The following is a 19,288-nucleotide window of genomic DNA, read 5'->3' as shown; positions in this document are numbered from 1 at the left end:
TAAAAGGCAGGGTTATGAGCAAGAAAGAAGCCATCCAGGCGATCGTCACCGGAGACGACGAGGGGGTCGGCTTCCGCGCCGCTGTCATGAAACAGGCCATCGCCTACAATCTCTCCGGATCGGCCGAGAACGATGCGAACAACATCGTCAAGGTCACTCTGCAGGGCCGCGGGAAACGAATCGACAAGGCGATCGACGCTCTGCGCGCGGGAACGGAGGAATCCTCCGGTCTTACGATCGAGACGAAACCTGCCGAGATCCAGCCTCACCTTGAGACATTCACGATCATCGGCTGGACCTCGTGCCGCCGTCAGATCACCACCCCCTACACGCTGATTTTCACCCTCCGGAAGGATGACGACAAGATTACGCCGGAAGAGGCGGAGGCCGAGTGGCATAAAATCCTGGAAGGCGCGCTCGACCGGGACGATCTGAAGAAGCTGAACGCGAAGCGCTGATCAGCGAAACACGTTAAGCAGCCGCCCCATAATCGCTACCCTCGGGCTTGACGAAACAAAGGTGACTGTCAAACGGCTTTCATACGTGCAGCCCCGGCGCTTCTTGTCCGGTCCGTGCCACATATTCCGTATAACCGCCGCCGTAGTAATGAACGCCCTCCGGCGTCAGTTCCAGAACGCGGTTGGACAAGGCCGCCAGGAAATGCCGGTCATGGGACACGAACAGCATCGTGCCTTCATATTGCGCGAGCACGGAAATCAGCATTTCCTTGGTCCCGATATCCAGATGGTTCGTCGGCTCATCCAGGACCAGGAAATTCGGCGGATCATACAGCATCAGCGCCATCACCAGCCTGGCCTTCTCGCCGCCTGACAGCACGCGGCATCGCTTCTCGACCTCATCGCCGGAAAAGCCGAAACCACCGGCGAGCGACCGCAGCGCGCCTTGCCCCGCCTGCGGAAAGGTATCGACCAGCGTCTCGAACACCGTCCGCTCCCCGTCCAGCAGATCCATCGCATGCTGCGCGAAATAGCCCATCTTCACGCTCGCCCCGAGGGTCACGGTGCCCTCATCCGGCGTGGTGGAGCCCGTGACGAGCTTCAGCAGCGTCGATTTGCCGGCGCCGTTTACGCCCAATACGCAGCAGCGCTCGCGCCGGCGGACCATCAGGTCCAGCCCCTCATAGATCACGCGATTGCCGTAGCGCTTGTGCACGCCTTTGAGGTTGGCGACGTCCTCGCCCGAGCGCGGCGGGGTTGCAAACTCAAACACCATGGTCTGGCGGCGCTTCGGCGGCTCGACCCGCTCGATCTTATCGAGCTTCTTCACCCGGCTCTGCACCTGGGCGGCGTGGGACGCGCGGGCCTTGAAGCGCTCGATGAAGTTGATTTCCTTGGCCAGCATCGCCTGCTGCCGCTCGAACTGCGCCTGCTGGTGCTTTTCGTTCAGCGCCCGCTGCTGCTCGTAGAATTCGTAGTCGCCGGAAAAGACCGTCAGATTGCCGCCGTCGATCTCGATCACCCGGTTGATGACACGATTCATGAAGGCGCGGTCATGCGAGGTCATCAGCAGCGCGCCGTCATAACTGGCCAGGAACTGTTCCAGCCAGATCAGGCTTTCCAGGTCCAGATGGTTCGACGGCTCATCCAGCAGCATGACATCGGGGCGCATCAGCAGAATGCGGCCCAAGGCTACGCGCATCTTCCAGCCGCCCGAGAGGCGGCTGACGTCGCCGTCCATCATCTCTTGGCTGAAACCCAATCCGTGCAGCACTTCGCGGGCGCGGGCATCCAACGCATAGCCGCCCAATTCCTCGAACCGGGCCTGCACCTCGCCGAACCGCTCCAGAATCTCGTCGAGCTGGTCCATTTTGTCGGGGTCCGCCATCGCGGTTTCGAGTTCGGATAGCTCTGCCGCGACGGTGCTGACGTCGCCGGCCCCGTCCATGACTTCCGAGACCGCGCTACGCCCCGCCATCTCACCCACATCCTGGCTGAAGAAGCCGATGGTGACACCCCGCTCGACCAGAACCTGACCCTCGTCCGGCTCCTCCTCACGCGTGATGATGCGGAACAGCGTCGTCTTGCCGGCGCCATTGGGGCCGACCAGGCCGATCTTCTCGCCCTTCTGCAGGGCGGCAGAGGCCTCAATGAAGACCAGGCGCTGGCCGTTCTGCTTGCTGATATTGTCCAGGCGGATCATGGGCGGTCAGGTCCTCGGGCGGCTTTCGGCAGTCGCCGGGGGTCTAGCGCATGCCGGGCAAGAGCGGAACCGCCGTCCCCGCTTTCGTCTAATGCGTCCAGGGATTGAGAAGCGTCACACCGGTCGGCACATAATCGGCCGTATTGCGCGTAATGACGGTCATGCCATGCACAAGCGCCGTTGCCGCGATATAGCCATCCCGTTCGGGGCGCGGGTCCGGCACATGAAGATGCGCACAGCGCACCGCGACCGCCATATCGATCGACAGAATGCGCCCTGCGAATTCGGGCAAGACAAGCTCATCCACCCAGCGGCGCAGCCTGGCCGCCTGGGTCTGATCGCGCCGTTGCACCCGCGCAATACCCAACTCCAACTCCATCACCGTGATGACCGACAGATAGCAGGCGCCCGCGTCGACCGCCTCAATCCAGGCCACAACACGGGCGTCGGCCCTGCCATCTCCGACCTTGCGGAGTTCGGAGATCACATTGGTATCGAGAAGAAACGTCACGAAAAGTCAGCCGCCCGCGACAAAGAACGCGACGGCGGAAAATCCTCCTCGATATCGGCAAGGTCGGGCATAGCCAGTGCATCTGCCAGGTTGGTCCGTCGGCTGGTCAGTCGCTGGTAAGCCTCGATACTGAGAAGCACATGGGCCGGCCGCCCGCGATCCGTAATGAAAACGGGACCTTCGGCCGCCGCTTTCTTGGCGCGGCTCGTATCCTGATTGAATTCCCGGCTCGATAGCGTGGTGATGCTCATGGTCCGCCACCCATTCGTTGTATGTATAAATGTTACTACTTTTGTCACAAAAGGTCAAAACTATCCGCCCAAGGCCGGCTTGCTTCGCAGGTGCAGCATGCTAGTCCTGGGCCATACGGATAGGGACAGCAGGATGAGCAACGCACCGAAAATCAACCCGGACCAGCTGTGGCAGGACCTCATGGCCTTGGCTTGCCTGGGTGCGACGGCCCAGGGCGGCTGCGACCGGCTGAGCTTGACGGAGGCTGACGCCGCTGCCCGCAACCTGTTCCGGCTGTGGTGCGAGGATGCCGGTTTCACGGTCCGCGTCGATGCCATGGGCAATATGTTCGCGCGGCTGGAAGGGGCTGACCCCAGCCTGCCGCCGGTGCTGATGGGCAGCCATCTCGACACCCAATCCCCTGGCGGCAAGTTCGACGGCCCGCTCGGCGTGCTGGCCGCGCTGGAAGCCGCCCGCGCCATCGGCCGCACCGGCACCCGGACCCGCCGTGCCATCGAGATCGTGAACTGGACGAATGAGGAGGGCGCGCGCTTCGCCCCCGGCCTGATGGGGTCCGGCGTCTTCGCCGGCGCCGTGACGCTGGAGGCCGCCCACGCCGCGCAGGATCGCGCGGGCGATAGCTTCGGCGCGGCGCTGAAGCGCATCCGCTATCTGGGTGAGGAGCCCGTCGGCGGCCGGGAGATCGACAGCTATGTCGAACTGCATGTCGAACAGGGGCCGGAACTGGAACGCACCGGCACGACCATCGCCGCCGTCTCCCACAGCAATTACCTCGTCTACATCACCGTCGAATGCCTGGGCGCCAACGGCCATACCCAGGCGACGCATTTCGCGACCCAGCGCAATGCCCTGCTGGGGTCGGCCAAGGCGCTGGTGGAGATCGAGCGGATCGCGACCACGCTGGAAAGCCGTGCGGCCGTCTCTCAGCTCGACGTTTGGCCGAACAACCGCGTCAATGTCCCGCACCGCACGACCTTCTCCGTCATGATGGTCGAACCCCAGAAAGAAAAAATGCTGGCCCTGCGCGGGCAGATTCTGGCGGCGCTGGACAGCATCGGCACGGAGATGGGTCTGACCTTCACTATCCGCGCCGATGCAACCCGCGAACCGGTGATCTTCCCCGAGGAGATGGTGACGCTGATCGAGGATGTGTCGAAGGATCTCGGCCATTCCGTCATGCGGCTTTCCGCCAATACCGGGCATGACGCGCTCAGCATGGGCCCGATCTGCCCGACGGCGCTGATCTTCGTGCCGAGCCGGGACGGCATTTCGCATAGCGACTACGAATACACGTCACCCGACCATTGCGCGGCGGGGGCGGAGGTGTTGATGCATGCCGTTCTGCGCCGCGCCAATCGCACCTGATTCTTGACGGGCGGGCTTTGCGGCCCGCCCGTCTCCGCATTAAGACAAGGAATTGATCAATCCACCTTCGACGCGGATAGCGGCACCGTTGGTGGCGGCTGACAAGGGGCTCGTGAGATAGGTGACCATGGAGGCGATCTCCTCCGGCTCGATCATCCGCTGCAATAGCGAGCCTGACCGCGCACCGGCAAAGAATTCGGCCTCGGCTTCCGCTGGTGTCGCATCCGGATTAGTGGAAACGCTCTTCAGAAAATCGACGATCCCGTCAGACCGCGTCGGCCCCGGCATGACGGAATTGACGGTGACGGCGGTACCGCGCGTCAGCCCGGCCAGGCCGCGCGCGATCGACAATTGCGCTGTCTTCGTCATGCCGTAATGGATCATGCTTGGATCGACGGCGAGACCGGTCTCGCTGGAGATGAAGATGACGCGACCATCATTCCGCTCCAGCATCGATCTCAGTTTCACGGAAGATATCGTCAATCTGCTGGCGCAGAAGGCCGATATCGCCTTCCGTATGGGCGATCTGCCGGATAGCGCACTGACCGCGCGCAAACTGGGTGAGAGCGCGCGGGTCATTGTGGCGTCACCCGCCTATCTGGCGCGTCGCGGCATGCCCGAGGTGCCGGCCGCGTTGCGTGATCATGATTGCATCACCTTCAACTTCCGCCGCTCGCGCATCGGCTGGCCTTTCCGCCAGGAAGGTACCTTGGTTGAAGTGCCGATCAGCGGGCCGGTTCAGGTGAATAACGGGGAGACGCTGCGACAGATGGCGCTGGCCGGTGTTGGCCTGGCCCGGCTCGGCCGCTGGCATGTGACGGATGATATCGCGCGCGGCACTCTGGTACCGGTGTTGGAAACCTTCAATGCGGGCGACCGCGAGGCCGTCCATGCAATCCATCTCGGCGGCGCCCAGGTCCCCCGCCGGGTCAGGACTTTCATCGAGCATATGGTGAAGGTCGTCGAAGCAGCCGGCTTGTTCGGATAGAGGCGATTCTTACAAAAAATCAATCTATACGTTATTTAAACGTTATGAATTGGCGTTCCATAGTCCGCTGACCGGTCATACGGAGTGGAGCGATGCACCAATCGGATCTTGATGCTCTTCAACGCCTCCATAACCTGAAATCCAGGGGTGTTTTGACGGAATACGAATATGAACGGAAGAAGATTGAAATTCTGAGTCAAGAGACATCTTCGCGCGGCTTATCAGCCCAGACTCCTAACCCCAGGCTGGGGCAGGGTGTATCCTTGCTGATCGGTGCGGTGATTCTCTTTTTGATTAGTGTCGGCCTGCTGTCTCCTGATCATGTGTCGCAGGATGACCTTCAAACAGCGCTAGGCATGATCATTTTATTCTGCCTTTGGCTGATTCCTCACTCTATTTGGCTTTTAAGCCGGGCTGGCGCCAATGTCATTTTGCCAATCATTGCTCTGGTTCTGACTGGTTTGTCCGGACTGGTCTATATGGGCAGCTTGTAATCTGCCGGCAAAAGCAAAAAGACCCGTGTCCTGACCCAGTATTAGGCAAAAATGCTTAATCAACGCAAGCAAGGGCTTAAGTCAATATGCAGCCTAACAACGGCTTTGATTGGTTTCTCCTCGCCATAAAGCGATATGCGGAATTCCAGGGCAGGTCGCGCCGCCGGGAGTTCTGGTATTTCATGCTTTTTCATACGATCGTGAGTACTTTCGTCAGCGCCATCAGTGTCGGCATCGGCAATCGCTTGCCCAGTGGCATCCTCAGCCTTGCGCTGATTTTTCCTTATTTCGCAGTCTGCGTCAGACGGCTTCATGATACGAACCGGTCCGGCTGGTGGACCTTGCTGCCGATTGCAAACATCATCTTCTGGGCACAGGACAGCGACCCGTCCGCAAACCGCTTCGGTCGCTGCCCGAAACCTGCCTCCGAATTCGTGGGTAACGCGTCCATGGGGCGTGCGACCGGATTCGACAACCTGGAGCAGATCGAGAAGCTGGCCGTGCTTAGAGACAAGGGCGTGTTGACCGAGGCGGAATTCCAGATGAAGAAAGCGGCCCTTCTATAGGCGGCGCGTTTCCACCCACACGGCGCCCACTGACACCAAAACACTACCCGCGAAACCTTAACCGCTCCACCAGCAGCGAAAACGCGGGCGAAGGCTGCCTTCGGCTGGGGTAGTAAAGGTGATAGCCCGCGAAGGGCTCGCACCAATCGGCCAGCGCCGCCTTCAGAGGCAACGGCGCGCAACTGGGCAAGGTAACCCGGATATCGGGCGATCCATACGGCCTTTTCCTGGCAAGACCCGGACCGGATTTCTCATTTCTTCGGAATGCGCTAAGCTAGCGGTGAGCTTCCAAGAAATCAGAAATCCCGGAATGCATCCGGAAAAAGAAAAACAGGAGCCGTCCGATGTCCCCCGAAACGACCGCCTTGGTCCTTATCGAATATCAGAATGATTTTACCACCGAAGGCGGCGCCCTGCATGAGGCGGTGAAGCCGGTGATGCAGAGTACCGGCATGCTCGGCAATACGGTGTCGCTGGTCAAGCAGGCGCGCGACAGCGGCGCACTGATCATTTTCGCGCCGATCTCTTTCACCGACGATTATCGCGAGCTTAGTCCCACCCCCTATGGCATTCTCAAAGGCGTGGTCGATACCAAAGCTTTTCGCCAGGGCAGTTGGGGGGCCGAGATCCTGGACGTTCTGACACCCGAGGCGCAGGATATCGTGATCGAGGGCAAGCGTGGTCTTGACGTCTTTGCCAGCACCAATCTCGATTTCATCCTGCGTGCGCGCGGCATCAAAACCTTGGCACTTGGCGGCTTCCTCACCAATTGCTGCGTCGAATCGACGATGCGGACCGGCTATGAGAAAGGCTTCGACGTGGTCACGCTGACCGACTGCACAGCGACGGTCAGCGACGAAGAACAGCGTTTTTCGATCGACAAGAATTACCCCATGTTCTCACGTCCCATGACGCATGACGTCTTCCTGGCCGAGCTGACTGGCGAGGACAGCGCAACTGATGCCTCCCGCGGTTATGGCCGATAGGGCTGCAGGCTGCTGAGCCAAGCAGCCCATGCTCCCCGCACGCTGATAGATTAGGGATAATCTGCCGCCGCTTGGCCAAGGAAAAACAACAATGCCGCATGTCATCGTCAAACTCACCACCGGGCGTTCCGAACAACTGAAACAGGAGATTACGGCGGCGGTGACGGCCGCCATCGCGTCCTCGGCCCATCTGTCGGAAGACCTCGTCTCCGTCAGTATCGAGGAATTCGAGCAGGGTGACTGGGCCGATAAGGTCTTCAAGCCCGAGATTACGGACAGGCCCGAGACGCTGTACAAAAAACCCGGCTATACGCCGGGTTGAGAGAGTCGCTTCTGCTCGAAAGGGCAGATCCGCGCAACACGTGCGCGGAAGACAAAAAGAAGACGACAAAAAGAAGACGAGGACGACGGCGAGAAGATGCGGATGGCCAGTCTACCGCCGTCTCAATTCGTCCCGACCCGATCCGGCAGCAGCTTGCCGGGGTTGAGGATGCCGCTGGGGTCAAGGGCGGCCTTGACCATGCGCATCACCTCGATGGTTTCCTCACCATGTTCGGTGACAAGGAAACCACGCTTGCCGCCGCCCACGCCATGCTCGCCCGAGCAGGACCCGCCCAACGCCAGGCCGCGCGCGACGATCTTGCGGTCCAGCGCCCAGGCGCGCGCCAGCCCGTCAGGCTCCGGCGGGACGAGAATAACGGTGTGGAAATTGCCGTCGCCAACATGCCCCACCATGGGCGCCAGCAGGCCGGATTCCGCCACGTCTTCCTTCACGCCCAGCACCGCCTCGGCAAGTTTGGAGACCGGCACGATGGTATCCGTGATCAAAGCGCCATAGGTCGGGCGCATGGCACGGCAGGCCCAATAGGCATCGTGGCGCGCCTTCCACAGCTTGTTGCGCGCCTCCGTGTCGGTCGCCCAGGCAAAAGCGCGGCCGCCATTGTCACGCGCAATGCTTTCGGCCAATTCCGCCTGCTCCCGCACGCCGGCCTGGGTGCCGTGAAACTCAAAGAACAGGGCCGGCAGAACCTCGAACCCGGTCAGTTTGGAATAGGCGATGCAGGCTTCCATCTGCACCTCGTCCAGCAGCTCGATCCGCGCGATCGGGATGCCCGCCTGCATGACCTCGATCACGGTCTGCACGGCGCTGGCCATATCGGTGAATTGGCACGTCGCCGATGAAATCGCCTCCGGAATGCCGTGCAGCCGCAGCTGGATTTCGGTGATGATGCCGAGCGTACCTTCGGACCCGATGAACAGCCGGGTCAGGTCATAGCCGGTGGAGGATTTGCGCACGCGCCCGCCGGTCTTGATGACGCGACCGTCCGCCATCACGACCGTCAGCCCCAGGACATTGTCGCGAATGGTGCCGTAGCGCACGGCATTGGTGCCGGATGCGCGGGTCGCGCACATGCCGCCGATGGAGGCATCGGCCCCCGGATCGATCGGCATGAACAGGCCTTGATCGCGCAGATATTCGTTCAGCTTGCTGCGCACCACACCGGCCTCGATCCGGCAATCCATGTCATCCGGATTGACCTCCAGAATGCGGTCCATGCGGGAGAGGTCGATGGTCAGCCCGCCCTGGACGGCATTCACATGCCCTTCCAGCGAGGTCCCGGTGCCGAAGGCGATGACAGGCAGCGCGCGGGCGTGGGCGAGCGCCACGAGCTTGGACACTTCCTCCGTCGTCTCGGCAAAAGCGACGGCGTCCGGCTGGCCGGGCGGGAAGGAACCCTCGCCATGGCTATGCTGATCGCGCACGGTCACATTGGTGGTGATACGGCTGCCCATGAAAGCCGTCGCCTCCGAGACAAGGCTGTCGATCACATCTTGGCGCATGGGTTCGGCTCTCCTCAGGCGATGGCAGGTTTCGGCCGGCAGCCCGCAGAGTGGGGGAGTTGCCGGGCAGGCAAATGAAAGCGATGATCGGAAAACACACAACAGCCGATCTGCGGAGGCCGCCATGAGCAACCATTTGAAATTCTATATCGACGGTGCCTGGGTCGATCCGATCACGCCTAAGCCGATCGATGTTGTCGATCCTTCGACCGAGGAAGTCTTCACCCAGATCTCCGGCGGGTCCGTCGCCGATGTCGAGCGCGCGGCCACAGCCGCTCGCGCCGCCTTCGACAGCTTCTCCCGCACCTCGCCGGCCGAGCGGCTGGAACTGCTGGAAGCGATCCTGGCCGAATACGACCGCCGCTATGAGGATATCGCCCAGGCGGTGTCGATGGAAATGGGCGCGCCGCTCGCCTTCGCGCGTTCTGCCCAGGCCTGGATCGGTCAGGCGCATCTGCGCGAAATGGTGCGGGTCATGAAGGACTACCGCTTCTCCTATATGGAAGGCGGCATGCAGATCAGCCGCGAGGCCATCGGCGTCGTCGGCATGATCACGCCGTGGAACTGGCCGCTGAACCAGATCACCTGCAAGGTCGGCCCGGCCATCGCCGCCGGCTGCACCATGGTGCTGAAACCCTCCGAAATCGCGCCCATCACCGGCATCATCTTCTCCGAGATCATGCATGACGTCGGCGTGCCGAAGGGCGTCTACAACATGGTGAACGGTGAAGGCGCCGTGGTCGGCGCCGCACTCTCCTCCCATCCCGAAGTGGACATGATGTCCTTCACCGGCTCGACCCGCGCCGGCATCCTGGTCGCCAAGGCCGCCGCCGAGACCGTCAAGCGCGTGCATCAGGAACTCGGCGGCAAGTCCCCGAACATCCTGCTGCCCGAGGCCGATTTCTCGCGCCGCGTGCCGGAAGGCATCGCCAATATGTTCAGCAATAGCGGCCAAAGCTGCAATGCGCCGTCGCGCATGTTCGTCCCCCGCGACCGTCACGCGGAAGTGGTGGAAATCGCCCGCACGGCGGCCGGCAATTTCACGGTCGGCGATCCGCGCAGCGAGAATTCCAACCTCGGGCCGGTCGTCAGCAAGGTTCAGTTCGACAAGATCCAGAACCTCATCCAGTCAGGTATCGACGAGGGTGCGGAACTGGTCGCCGGCGGCCCCGGCCTGCCGGACGGGCTCTCGAAGGGCTATTACGTCCGCCCGACGGTTTTCGCGAATGTGACGCCTGAGATGCGGATCGCGAAGGAGGAGATCTTCGGGCCGGTGCTGTCGATCATGCCCTATGACACGGAAGAAGGCGCGATCGCGGAAGGCAACAACACCATCTACGGCCTCGCTGCCTATGTGCAGTCGGAAGATGTGGAAAAGGCGCGCCGCGTCGCCAACCGCATGCGGGCAGGCACGGTCTATATCAATGCGCCGCCGACCACGATTTCCGCGCCTTTCGGTGGATTCAAGCAGTCCGGCAACGGCCGTGAATGGTCCCATTGGGGCCTGGACGATTTCACGGAGATCAAGGGCATCGTCGGCTACGGCGAAGCCGCCGACTGATCTGATCCATCCTGGTCTGGAGGTCGTCAGGTTTTAATAGATAAATTCGTCATCCGCGCACTTGTTGCGCGGACTGCGCGTCCCGGACCTACCCGCCGCGGCGCCACATCGGTGTCTGGGCGCCTGAATGGGTAGACCCGCGGCACAAGGCCGCGGGCGACGGATTTGGCGGCGTTTCCACCTAAATCTGACAGGCTCAAAACAAAAAAAGGGCGCCGCGCGGCGCCCTTTTTTTGTCCTAAGCGGATCGGGCCGCGAGAATGGCATCCCGCATGGCGGGAAAGGTCGTAAAACCCGTCTCGGCGTTGAGATGCCCGCCGCCCGGGATGATGTCGAGCGGTGCCGCCAGCCGGGTCGCGATCTCCTGCGAGCGGGCGAGGGGCACATAGGGGTCATCGTCGGCCGCCCAGCAGCGGCACGCCGCGCCCTTGCGCGCGCGAATACCCGGCCAGTCGAACTCAGACGCGAAGAAAGACTGATTGATCGGGTCATAGTCCGGCAGGCCCAAAGCGCCGGCGAAACCTGCCGCCAGAAACAATCCGGCGATCGGCGCGGCTGCGCGTTCCACCAGGCGCAGCGCGAAGGCCGCGCCCAGACTATGCCCGACAAGCACGGTCTGCGCGGCAGCCAAGGGTTCAAGCGTCCTGTCAAAGACGTCGAGCCAGGCCGCCAGCGATTGCCCTTCGGGGGTAGGGAAGCGAGGGCGCAGGACCGCGATGCCCTCGGCCTCAAGCCCCGCATGCAGCCAAGGGAACCAGTTCGTGTCGGGCCCGCCATGGGCCCCGTGCAGTATGATGGCCCTCAACGGCAACTCTCCAGGCAGTGTCAGCTCGTGCGCCCTTGCTCCCGCCGGTCAACCGGCGGGAGCACGGATAGGCTCAGCTCTTGCCGTCGAAGAATTCCTTCATCTTGGCGAAGAAGCCTTCGGCCTCGGGGCTGCCCTTGGCATGCTGCGTCGCTTCCTGCTCGAACTCCTCCAGCAGCTCGCGCTGGCGGCGGGTCAGGTGCTGCGGGGTTTCCACCGCGACCTGAATATACATGTCGCCTCGCGCGGCGCTGCGCAGAACCGAGAAGCCCTTGGAGCGCAGGCGGAACTGTTCCCCACTTTGCGTGCCGGCCGGGATCTTCACCTTGGCGCGACTACCGTCGATGACCGGCACTTCGATCTCGCCGCCCAGTGCTGCCTGGGAAATGCGCAGCGGCACGCGGCACAGAATGGTCGCGCCGTCACGTTGAAAGATCTGATGCGGCCGGATCGCGATATGGACATAGAGATCGCCGGCCTGCCCGCCGGCGCCGGCGGCCTCACCCTCGCCGGTCAGACGGATGCGTGTACCGTCCTCCACGCCCGACGGCACGGTGATCTGCAGGCTGCGCTCGCGCGGCACAGTCGCCGCGCCATGGCAGACGCGGCAGGGATTGCGGATGACGCGGCCGGTGCCGCCGCAGGTCGGGCAGCTGCGCTCGACGAGGAAGAAACCCTGTTGAGCGCGGACCTTGCCCATGCCGCCGCAGGTCGTGCAGGTATCGCTGGCCGCGCGGTCCTTGCCTTCCGACCCGGTGCCGTCGCAGGCGTCGCAATTGACCCGCGTCTGCACCTTGATCGTCGCCTTGGTGCCGAAGAAGGCTTCCGTGAGATCGATCTCGATATTGGCGCGGATATCGCCGCCGACACGCGTCGCTCGTCCGCCGCCACCGCCGCGTCGGCCGCCCATGAAGTCGCCGAACATCTGGTCGAAGATATCGCCCAGGCCACCGGCCTGCGAGAAGTCGAAGCCGCCCGCGCCCGCGCCGCCATTCTCGAAAGCGGCATGGCCGTAGCGGTCATAGGCCGCGCGCTTCTGCTCGTCCTTCAGAACCTCGTACGCCTCGTTCACTTCCTTGAACTTGGCCTCGGCCGCCTTGTCGCCCGGATTGCGATCCGGATGAAACTGCATCGCCTGCTTGCGATAGGCCTTCTTGAGGTCGTCCGCGCTTGCGTCGCGGGCCGTGCCCAAGGTCGCGTAATAGTCGTTCTTCGCCATCGAATGCCCTCAGCCCTTCAGCGGCCGCGGCGCTGTCCCTTGCCTCTGGGTCAGCCACCTGTCTAACCGATCCCCATGCAAGGAAGACGCCTGCGCCTCAGATGAAGCGCAGGCGTCTCTCACGTCACAGAGATGCTAATCCGTAAACCGGACGGATCAGGACGACTTCTTCTTGTCGTCGATTTCCTCGAATTCCGCGTCGACCACGTGCTCGCCATTCGGACCGGCGCTGCCACCGGCCGCACCCGGCGCTTCGCCACCCGGCGCCGCGCCGGCTTCGGCCTGCGCCTTGTACATCGCCTCGCCGACGCGCATGGCGATCTGGGTCAGACGCTCGCTGGCGGCAGTCAGCGCGGCGGTATCCGTGCCTTCCATCGCCGTGCGGGCTGCCGCGATCGCGGATTCCGCCTCACCCTTATCCTGGGCCGAGATCTTGTCCCCGCCTTCCGACAAAGCCTTCTCGGTCTGATGGATCAGGCCTTCCAGCTGGTTGCGGCTTTCGACGAAGGCGCGGCGTTCCTTATCGGTCGCCGCATTCGCTTCCGCTTCGCGCACCATGTTCTGGATATCGGCGTCCGACAGACCACCGGAAGCCTGGATGCGGATCTGCTGCTCCTTGCCGGTCGCCTTGTCCTTGGCCGAGACCGACACGATGCCGTTGGCGTCGATGTCGAAGGTCACTTCCACCTGCGGCACGCCGCGCGGGGCGGGCGGCAGACCGACGAGGTCGAACTGGCCCAGCGCCTTGTTATCGGCCGCCATCTCACGCTCGCCCTGATAGACCTTGATGGTCACGGCCGTCTGGTTGTCTTCGGCGGTCGAGAAGGTCTGGCTTTTCTTGGTCGGGATCGTGGTGTTGCGGTCGATCAGGCGGGTAAAGACGCCACCCAGCGTCTCGATGCCCAGCGACAGCGGCGTCACGTCCAGCAGCAGCACGTCCTTCACGTCGCCGCGCAGAACCGCACCCTGAACGGCGGCGCCGATGGCGACCACTTCGTCCGGGTTCACGTTGCGGGCCGGGTCCTTGCCGAAGAACTGCTTCACGGCTTCGATGACCTTGGGCATGCGGGTCATGCCGCCGACCAGGATCACTTCGTCGACTTCACCGGCGGTCACACCGGCATCCTTCAGCGCGGCGCGGCAGGGTTCCAGCGTGCGCTGGATCAGGTCGTCGACCAGGCTTTCCAGCTTTGCGCGGGACAGCTTGAGGACCAAGTGCTTGGGGCCGGAGGCGTCGGCAGTGATGAAGGGCAGGTTGATCTCGGTCTCCTTGGCGGAGGAGAGTTCGATCTTCGCCTTTTCAGCGGCTTCCTTCAGGCGCTGAAGGGCCAGCTTGTCCTTGCGCAGGTCGATGCCGTTTTCCTTGCGGAACTCATCGGCCAGATAGTCGATGATGCGGATATCGAAATCCTCACCACCCAGGAAGGTGTCGCCGTTGGTGCTCTTCACTTCGAAGACGCCGTCGCCGATTTCGAGCACGGACACGTCGAAGGTGCCGCCGCCGAGGTCATAGACCGCGATGGTGCCGGCGGACTTCTTGTCCATGCCGTAAGCAAGGGCAGCGGCCGTCGGCTCGTTGATGATGCGCAGGACTTCAAGCCCGGCGATGCGGCCGGCATCCTTGGTCGCCTGACGCTGGGCGTCATTGAAATAGGCCGGAACGGTGATGACGGCCTGGGTGACGGTCTCGCCCAGATAGGCTTCCGCCGTTTCCTTCATCTTGGTGAGGATGAACGCGGACACCTGGCTCGGCGCGTATTTCTCGCCGCGGGACTCAACCCAGGCGTCGCCATTGTCACCTTTGACGATGGCATAGGGCACCAGGCCCTTATCCTTCGAAACCAACGGATCTTCAAAGCGGCGGCCGATGAGGCGCTTCACGGCGTAAAGGGTATTGGTCGGGTTGGTGACCGCCTGGCGCTTGGCAGCCTGGCCGACCAGACGCTCACCGCCTTCGGTGATGGCGACCATGGACGGCGTCGTGCGGGCACCTTCGCTATTCTCGATCACGCGGACATCCTTGCCCTCCATGATCGCGACGCAGGAATTGGTTGTGCCGAGGTCGATACCGATGACCTTGCTCATGCTTAGTCTCCTTTATAAGCGGGGGCAGCCGACCCGAAGCATCGGTGCCCCCCTTGGGAATAACTTTAACCTAGATAGCTTCGCGACATTGCCAAGACAAGAAGATGCTGCCCAAAATTTGGGCATCACCCTGGAATGGCCGCGTTTCGATAAAATAAGGCCTCAGGCCTGCTCGGCCGGCGCCTTGGCGACGACAACCATGGCCGGACGCAGCAGACGCCCGTTCAGCGTCCAGGCCTGGGTCCAGGCCTGCACGATGGTGCCGGGCGGATGCTCCGTAGTTTCCTGCTCGCCCATCGCCTGATGCAGATTGGGATCGAACAGCTTGCCGGTCGGATCATCCATCTGCACACCGTTGCGTTCCAGCGTCGCCACGAAGCTGCGCTCGATGCCCTCAAAGCCGTCGCGCAGCTTGCCGGTGATCTCGGCCTCGCCCTCGGCGCGCGGCGGCAGGCTGGTCAGGCCGCGCTTGAGGTTCTCAGCCACTTCGACGACATCTTTCGCGAATTTCTGCACGGCGAAAAGCCGCGCATCCTCGACCTCGCGCTTGGTGCGGGTGCGGAGATTGGCCATCTCGGCCTCGGATCGCATCCAGTTGTTGCGCATCTCATCGCGCTCCGCCTCGACGGCGGCAAGGCGATCTTCCAGGGAAAGCTCCGCGTCTTCAGCGGCCATGGAGAGGTCCGCTTCGTCAGCCGGGTTCGAATGGGTTTTGTCGGTTTCGGTCATGGCCCCTGACTTAGGTTTGAGAAAGGCACCGTGCAAGCGCCGGATACACGAAATTGCGAGCTGCCAGATACGCATGGCTCGAATTTCGTCAACCGTCTCGCATCAGACTGCAGCCTGACGATAGGCCGTCATCGCGGCAGCCAGACGCTGAAACGGGTGCCCTGGCCTTCTTCGCTGGTGATCGTCAACTGGCCGCGATGGCGGTTCACGATGTGCTTGACGATGGCAAGGCCAAGGCCGGTGCCGCCGACAGCGCGCGACCGCCCCTTGTCCACCCGATAGAAACGCTCGGTCAGGCGCGGCAGATGGGCTTTCGGGATACCCGCACCGTCATCGGCCACCACCATCACCACGCCAGGGCGGGTCGGCCAAGGCAAGCCGGCGACCGCCTCGACCGTCAGGGTAATGACGCCACCTTCGCGACCGTATTTCAGGGCATTGTCGAACAGATTGCTCAGCACCTGCGCCATCTGATCGACGTCGCCCGCGACCGGCGGCAGATCGGCCAGACGCAAATCGAGCCTGACCCCACGGGCGACGATGCGCGGCTCGAAAGCCGCCAGCGTCCGCTCGATCAGCTCGCTGAACTGGATCTTGCCCTGCGGCGGTTGATGCTCGGACAGCTCGATCCGCGACAGGCTGAGCAGATCGTCGATCAGCCGGTTCATGCGCGCGGCCTGCTGGGCCATGATGTCCAGAAACCGTTCCCGCGCCGGCAGATCGTCCTTGGCCGGTCCCTGCAGGGTTTCGACGAAGCCGATCAGGCTCGCCAAGGGCGTGCGCAGCTCATGGCTGGCATTGGCCACGAAATCGGCGCGCATGCGTTCGACCGCACGCTCCCGCGTGTGATCGACCAGCAGGACGGAGACATGACGTTCCTCGAACAGCCCAGCATCCAGCGGCGTCACCATGGCGTGGATTTCGCGCGTCACCGGGGCGGCGAACAGCAGATCAGCCGCCTGCGGCGTGCTGGTCGCCAGCGCGCGGTCAATGGCGCCGCGCAGCAGCGGATGGCGCAGGACGGCGGCGGTATCGGCACCGACGGTCTGCCGCGCCGCCTCATTGGTTCGCTGCACCGTGCCATCCGCCGTCACCAGCAGCAGCGGCTCGGGCAGATGCTCCAGGATCGCCTGTTCGGCACCAAGCTGGACTTCCAGCAGCGCCAGACGTTCCCGCGTCCGGATCACCGCCTGGCCGAGGAAGGTGCCGACCCGCTCGATCTCGGGCAGGCGCGGCGGATCGGTCGGCTCACCGGTCACGACACACCGCAGCCGCTCCAGATCCTGGCGCCACAGAAAAGCGACGACCATGGCCGCCAGCATCTCGACCAGTATCAGGATGAGGACGACATCCAGCGGGGCCGTCCCCGCGATCACCATCAGAAGCTGGCCGAGCACCGGCACGACCAGAATCAGCAGCATCCACCGGCCTAGACCGGGCGCCCGCAAATCATCCATCAAACAATACTCTGCAGGCGCTGGCGGTCATGGATGGTGGATCAGCTTCCCGGGGCGAAGGATGTGGGCGCCGGCTGCACGATCTGCGCACCGTCCTGGGAGACCTGGAAGACAGCCAGCCCGCGCTTGACCGACCCATCGGCGCCCAGCGCCACCAGACCATCGGCCCCGGCAAAACCGGACGGGTTGGTCAGCGCCGCCTGATTGATCTGCCCGTTCTGCGTCGTCACGCGGGCAATCGCCCCGGCATCGAAAGCGATCGCGGCGATGTTCGAAGGCGGCCCGCCATAGGCCTGGGCGTAGCTGGACTGGAAGCTCGCGGCCGTCGCCGGATCGGGCGCGGCATAAAGCGCGCCACGGAAGCCGGCAGCAGCGACGGCGGCCGGATTGGCTGCCCAAAGGCCGGGCCCCAGCACCAGAACCGGGCCGGGATTGACGTCGTAATAGGGCATCAGTGACGCGAGTTCGCCCAACCCGCTGCCGGTCTCGGCCACCAGCAATGCCTGGAAGGGCGGCGGAGGGATGGGCGTCCGCGCCAGCTTGGCGGCCTCGCGGCGGCCATCCACCGTATGCGACCCGCGCAGCGATTTGATCTGCGCGTCGATCGGCCCACGGCGGCCGGCATAGTCGGACAAGCTGCGCAAAGCGGCATTCATCGAGGAGAAGCTGCCGGAAGCATAGGTCTGCACCTGCCCGCCACCACCCGCGCTCTGCAAGGCGCGGCCCATGGCGTCACCCAGCGGATTTTCCGGCAGCAATGCGGCCAATTGGCCATGGCCCTGCGTGCTCGCCGCCTCCGTCAAGGCCCGCACCTGTTCGGCAGGCGTGATGCCCAACGCCCAAAGGCCGGGCTTTGCCACCGAACTGTCGGAGGTCAGCGCCAGCACATCGACATGGGCGGGACCGGTCACGCCGGCGACGGCGGCGGCCTCGGAATTGGTCAGCGGCCCGATGATAACGCCGGCACCATCGGCGATCGCCTTCTGCGCCGCCGCGACCGCGCCCTGCGGCGTGCCGCCGGTATCGAGCACGTCCAGCCCGCTGGCGCCCGTGGCGCCCAGACCGAGCTTGGCGGCATTGACGAGTTCGGTCGCAACACCGGCATAAGGCCCGGTCAGCGGCGCCAGAATGGCGACACGGCTGCCGGCGGGATTTGGCAGCGGCGCCGCGCCGCCCGCCAGACCTTGCGGCGCACCAAGGGGCGCGCCCATGCTGGGGGACCCGTAAGGTACAGCGCAGCCCGCGAGACCGAGGGCCGCGAGGAGAGCAGATGCCGGAGCTAGACGCACTTCAAAATCCTCCGTCAGAGCAGGAGCCGGTTCAGCCCGCCCTTGGCGTCTGGCCGAGCGTGAACGGCAGCCCCGCCCAGCTTGTGCTGGTTTCTACACCGATCGGCAACCTGGGGGATGTGACAAGTCGCGCGATCTCGGCTCTGAGATTGGCCGATATCGTGCTTTGTGAAGATAGCCGCGTCACCCAGCGCCTGCTCTTTGCGCTCGGCCTGAAGGCAAGACTGGAGAGTTTCCACGATCATAACGAGGAAAGCCGCACGCCCAGGTTGTTGGAGGCGATGCGCCGGGGCCAGAAATACGCCCTCGTCAGCGATGCCGGCACGCCGCTGATGTCCGATCCCGGCTTCCGTCTGGTGCGGGCCGCGGTCGCCGAAGGCTTCGGCGTCACGGCCCTGCCCGGCCCCAATGCGGCCGTGACGGCGCTGACGCTGTCCGGCCTGCCGCCGCATCCCTATCTGTTCCTGGGCTTTCCGCCACCGCGCGGCGGCGCGCGGCGCACCGCTTTCGCGGCCCTGCGCGCGGCCGAGGCCGCCGGCCTCTCGGCCAGCATGATCTGGTACGAAAGCCCGCATCGCGTGGCCGAGATGCTGGCCGATCTGCAAACCGTCTTCGGCGATCGCCCGGCCGCCCTGGCCCGTGAGCTGACCAAGCATTTCGAGCAGGTGCGGCGCGGCCCGCTATCGGCCCTGATCGCGGGTGTCGAGGCCGACCCGCCGCGCGGGGAAATCTGCGTCGTTTTGGGGCCGCATGATCCCGAGGCCGAAGGCCAGCCCGCCTTCGATCTCGACGCACGGTTGCGGGACGAGCTTACCCGCACCCGGCTGAAGGAAGCGGTCGCCCAGGTCGCGGCCGAAACTGGTCTGCCGCGCCGGCAGGTCTATGCCCGCGCCCTGGCGCTGTCCGGCGAGACGGAGGCGTAAGACCGCCGCACCGTGACAAACGCCGCTGACCGACCGCCCTCTATCAAACCGTCCTC

The 19,288-nt window shown here is 63.6% G+C and carries 20 protein-coding genes; 9 read left to right on the top strand and 11 right to left on the bottom strand.

The annotated features are described in order from the left end of the window. Positions 1–14: 14 nt before the first annotated feature. A complete protein-coding gene (locus tag ACELLULO517_RS18955; RefSeq protein ID WP_227308992.1) occupies positions 15–458 on the top strand; it encodes an acylphosphatase in 444 nt (147 codons plus the stop codon). 79 nt (positions 459–537) lie between these two features. Here ACELLULO517_RS18955 and ACELLULO517_RS18950 read toward each other — a convergent pair whose 3' ends face one another. From ACELLULO517_RS18950 to ACELLULO517_RS18940, 3 genes are all read right to left on the bottom strand, one after another. Beyond that, positions 538–2,160 carry an ABC-F family ATP-binding cassette domain-containing protein gene (locus ACELLULO517_RS18950; protein WP_227308991.1) on the bottom strand — a complete coding sequence of 541 codons (1,623 nt, stop codon included), beginning with the start codon at positions 2,158–2,160 and terminating at the stop codon, positions 538–540. A gap of 88 nt (positions 2,161–2,248) precedes the next feature. Further along, positions 2,249–2,671, bottom strand: coding sequence for a type II toxin-antitoxin system VapC family toxin (locus tag ACELLULO517_RS18945; RefSeq protein WP_227308990.1), 423 nt, complete (start codon positions 2,669–2,671; stop codon positions 2,249–2,251). After that, on the bottom strand, positions 2,668–2,922 hold the full coding sequence (locus tag ACELLULO517_RS18940; RefSeq protein ID WP_227308989.1) for a type II toxin-antitoxin system Phd/YefM family antitoxin: 255 nt from the start codon (positions 2,920–2,922) through the stop codon (positions 2,668–2,670). Before ACELLULO517_RS18940 ends, ACELLULO517_RS18945 begins: the two co-directional genes overlap by 4 nt. 133 nt (positions 2,923–3,055) lie before the next feature. Here ACELLULO517_RS18940 and ACELLULO517_RS18935 point away from each other — a divergent pair, with 133 nt between their 5' ends. Next, entirely contained in the window at positions 3,056–4,288 is a 1,233-nt protein-coding gene (locus ACELLULO517_RS18935; RefSeq protein WP_227308988.1) for a M20 family metallo-hydrolase, read from the top strand. A 39-nt stretch (positions 4,289–4,327) separates the two neighbouring features. Here ACELLULO517_RS18935 and ACELLULO517_RS18930 read toward each other — a convergent pair whose 3' ends face one another. Then, positions 4,328–4,741 carry an SDR family NAD(P)-dependent oxidoreductase gene (locus tag ACELLULO517_RS18930; protein ID WP_264481569.1) on the bottom strand — a complete coding sequence of 138 codons (414 nt, stop codon included), beginning with the start codon at positions 4,739–4,741 and terminating at the stop codon, positions 4,328–4,330. Here ACELLULO517_RS18930 and ACELLULO517_RS18925 point away from each other — a divergent pair. The 5 genes from ACELLULO517_RS18925 to ACELLULO517_RS18900 all read left to right on the top strand — a co-directional run bounded on the left by ACELLULO517_RS18925 (position 4,713) and on the right by ACELLULO517_RS18900 (position 7,644). Continuing rightward, the gene (locus ACELLULO517_RS18925; protein ID WP_227308987.1) at positions 4,713–5,276 is read left to right on the top strand and encodes a LysR substrate-binding domain-containing protein; all 564 of its coding nucleotides are present in this window, start codon (positions 4,713–4,715) and stop codon (positions 5,274–5,276) included. The genes ACELLULO517_RS18930 and ACELLULO517_RS18925 overlap by 29 nt on opposite strands. Positions 5,277–5,368: 92 nt before the next feature. After that, entirely contained in the window at positions 5,369–5,770 is a 402-nt protein-coding gene (locus tag ACELLULO517_RS18920; RefSeq protein ID WP_227308986.1) for an SHOCT domain-containing protein, read from the top strand. An 86-nt stretch (positions 5,771–5,856) separates the two neighbouring features. Beyond that, positions 5,857–6,336, top strand: a complete 480-nt coding sequence (locus ACELLULO517_RS18915; RefSeq protein WP_227308985.1) for a DUF805 domain-containing protein — start codon at positions 5,857–5,859, stop codon at positions 6,334–6,336. A 344-nt stretch (positions 6,337–6,680) separates the two neighbouring features. Then, entirely contained in the window at positions 6,681–7,322 is a 642-nt protein-coding gene (locus ACELLULO517_RS18905; protein WP_227308984.1) for a cysteine hydrolase, read from the top strand. 91 nt (positions 7,323–7,413) lie between these two features. Beyond that, positions 7,414–7,644 (top strand): tautomerase family protein, encoded by a 231-nt coding sequence (locus tag ACELLULO517_RS18900; protein WP_227308983.1) that lies wholly within the window; start codon positions 7,414–7,416, stop codon positions 7,642–7,644. Positions 7,645–7,766: 122 nt separating this feature from the next. Here the strand turns inward: ACELLULO517_RS18900 and ACELLULO517_RS18895 are convergent, their stop codons facing one another. Beyond that, complete coding sequence (locus ACELLULO517_RS18895) at positions 7,767–9,164, bottom strand: FAD-binding oxidoreductase (RefSeq protein WP_227308982.1); 1,398 nt, start codon at positions 9,162–9,164, stop codon at positions 7,767–7,769. A 124-nt stretch (positions 9,165–9,288) separates the two neighbouring features. On the opposite strand from ACELLULO517_RS18895, the gene ACELLULO517_RS18890 reads away from it, so the two are divergent. After that, positions 9,289–10,725, top strand: a complete 1,437-nt coding sequence (locus ACELLULO517_RS18890; protein WP_227308981.1) for an aldehyde dehydrogenase family protein — start codon at positions 9,289–9,291, stop codon at positions 10,723–10,725. A gap of 238 nt (positions 10,726–10,963) precedes the next feature. On the opposite strand, the gene ACELLULO517_RS18885 is transcribed toward ACELLULO517_RS18890, so the two are convergent. The 6 genes from ACELLULO517_RS18885 to ACELLULO517_RS18860 all read right to left on the bottom strand — a co-directional run bounded on the left by ACELLULO517_RS18885 (position 10,964) and on the right by ACELLULO517_RS18860 (position 18,231). Beyond that, positions 10,964–11,530, bottom strand: a complete 567-nt coding sequence (locus tag ACELLULO517_RS18885; RefSeq protein ID WP_227308980.1) for an RBBP9/YdeN family alpha/beta hydrolase — start codon at positions 11,528–11,530, stop codon at positions 10,964–10,966. 73 nt (positions 11,531–11,603) lie between these two features. Beyond that, entirely contained in the window at positions 11,604–12,749 is a 1,146-nt protein-coding gene (gene dnaJ / locus ACELLULO517_RS18880; protein ID WP_227308979.1) for a molecular chaperone DnaJ, read from the bottom strand. A gap of 156 nt (positions 12,750–12,905) precedes the next feature. Beyond that, positions 12,906–14,834, bottom strand: a complete 1,929-nt coding sequence (dnaK, locus tag ACELLULO517_RS18875; RefSeq protein WP_227308978.1) for a molecular chaperone DnaK — start codon at positions 14,832–14,834, stop codon at positions 12,906–12,908. A 162-nt stretch (positions 14,835–14,996) separates the two neighbouring features. After that, on the bottom strand, positions 14,997–15,563 hold the full coding sequence (locus ACELLULO517_RS18870; protein WP_227308977.1) for a nucleotide exchange factor GrpE: 567 nt from the start codon (positions 15,561–15,563) through the stop codon (positions 14,997–14,999). A 128-nt stretch (positions 15,564–15,691) separates the two neighbouring features. Then, entirely contained in the window at positions 15,692–16,984 is a 1,293-nt protein-coding gene (locus ACELLULO517_RS18865; RefSeq protein WP_227308976.1) for a sensor histidine kinase, read from the bottom strand. Positions 16,985–17,061: 77 nt separating this feature from the next. After that, positions 17,062–18,231 carry a penicillin-binding protein activator gene (locus tag ACELLULO517_RS18860; RefSeq protein WP_227308975.1) on the bottom strand — a complete coding sequence of 390 codons (1,170 nt, stop codon included), beginning with the start codon at positions 18,229–18,231 and terminating at the stop codon, positions 17,062–17,064. A 59-nt stretch (positions 18,232–18,290) separates the two neighbouring features. Here ACELLULO517_RS18860 and rsmI point away from each other — a divergent pair, with 59 nt between their 5' ends. Further along, complete coding sequence (rsmI, locus tag ACELLULO517_RS18855; protein ID WP_227308974.1) at positions 18,291–19,232, top strand: 16S rRNA (cytidine(1402)-2'-O)-methyltransferase; 942 nt, start codon at positions 18,291–18,293, stop codon at positions 19,230–19,232. Positions 19,233–19,288: the final 56 nt, after the last annotated feature.

Origin of the sequence: Acidisoma cellulosilyticum, assembly GCF_020621385.1 — a bacterium.
Taxonomy (GTDB): Bacteria; Pseudomonadota; Alphaproteobacteria; order Acetobacterales; family Acetobacteraceae; genus Acidisoma; species Acidisoma cellulosilyticum.
This window is presented reverse-complemented; position numbering and strand designations above follow the sequence as displayed.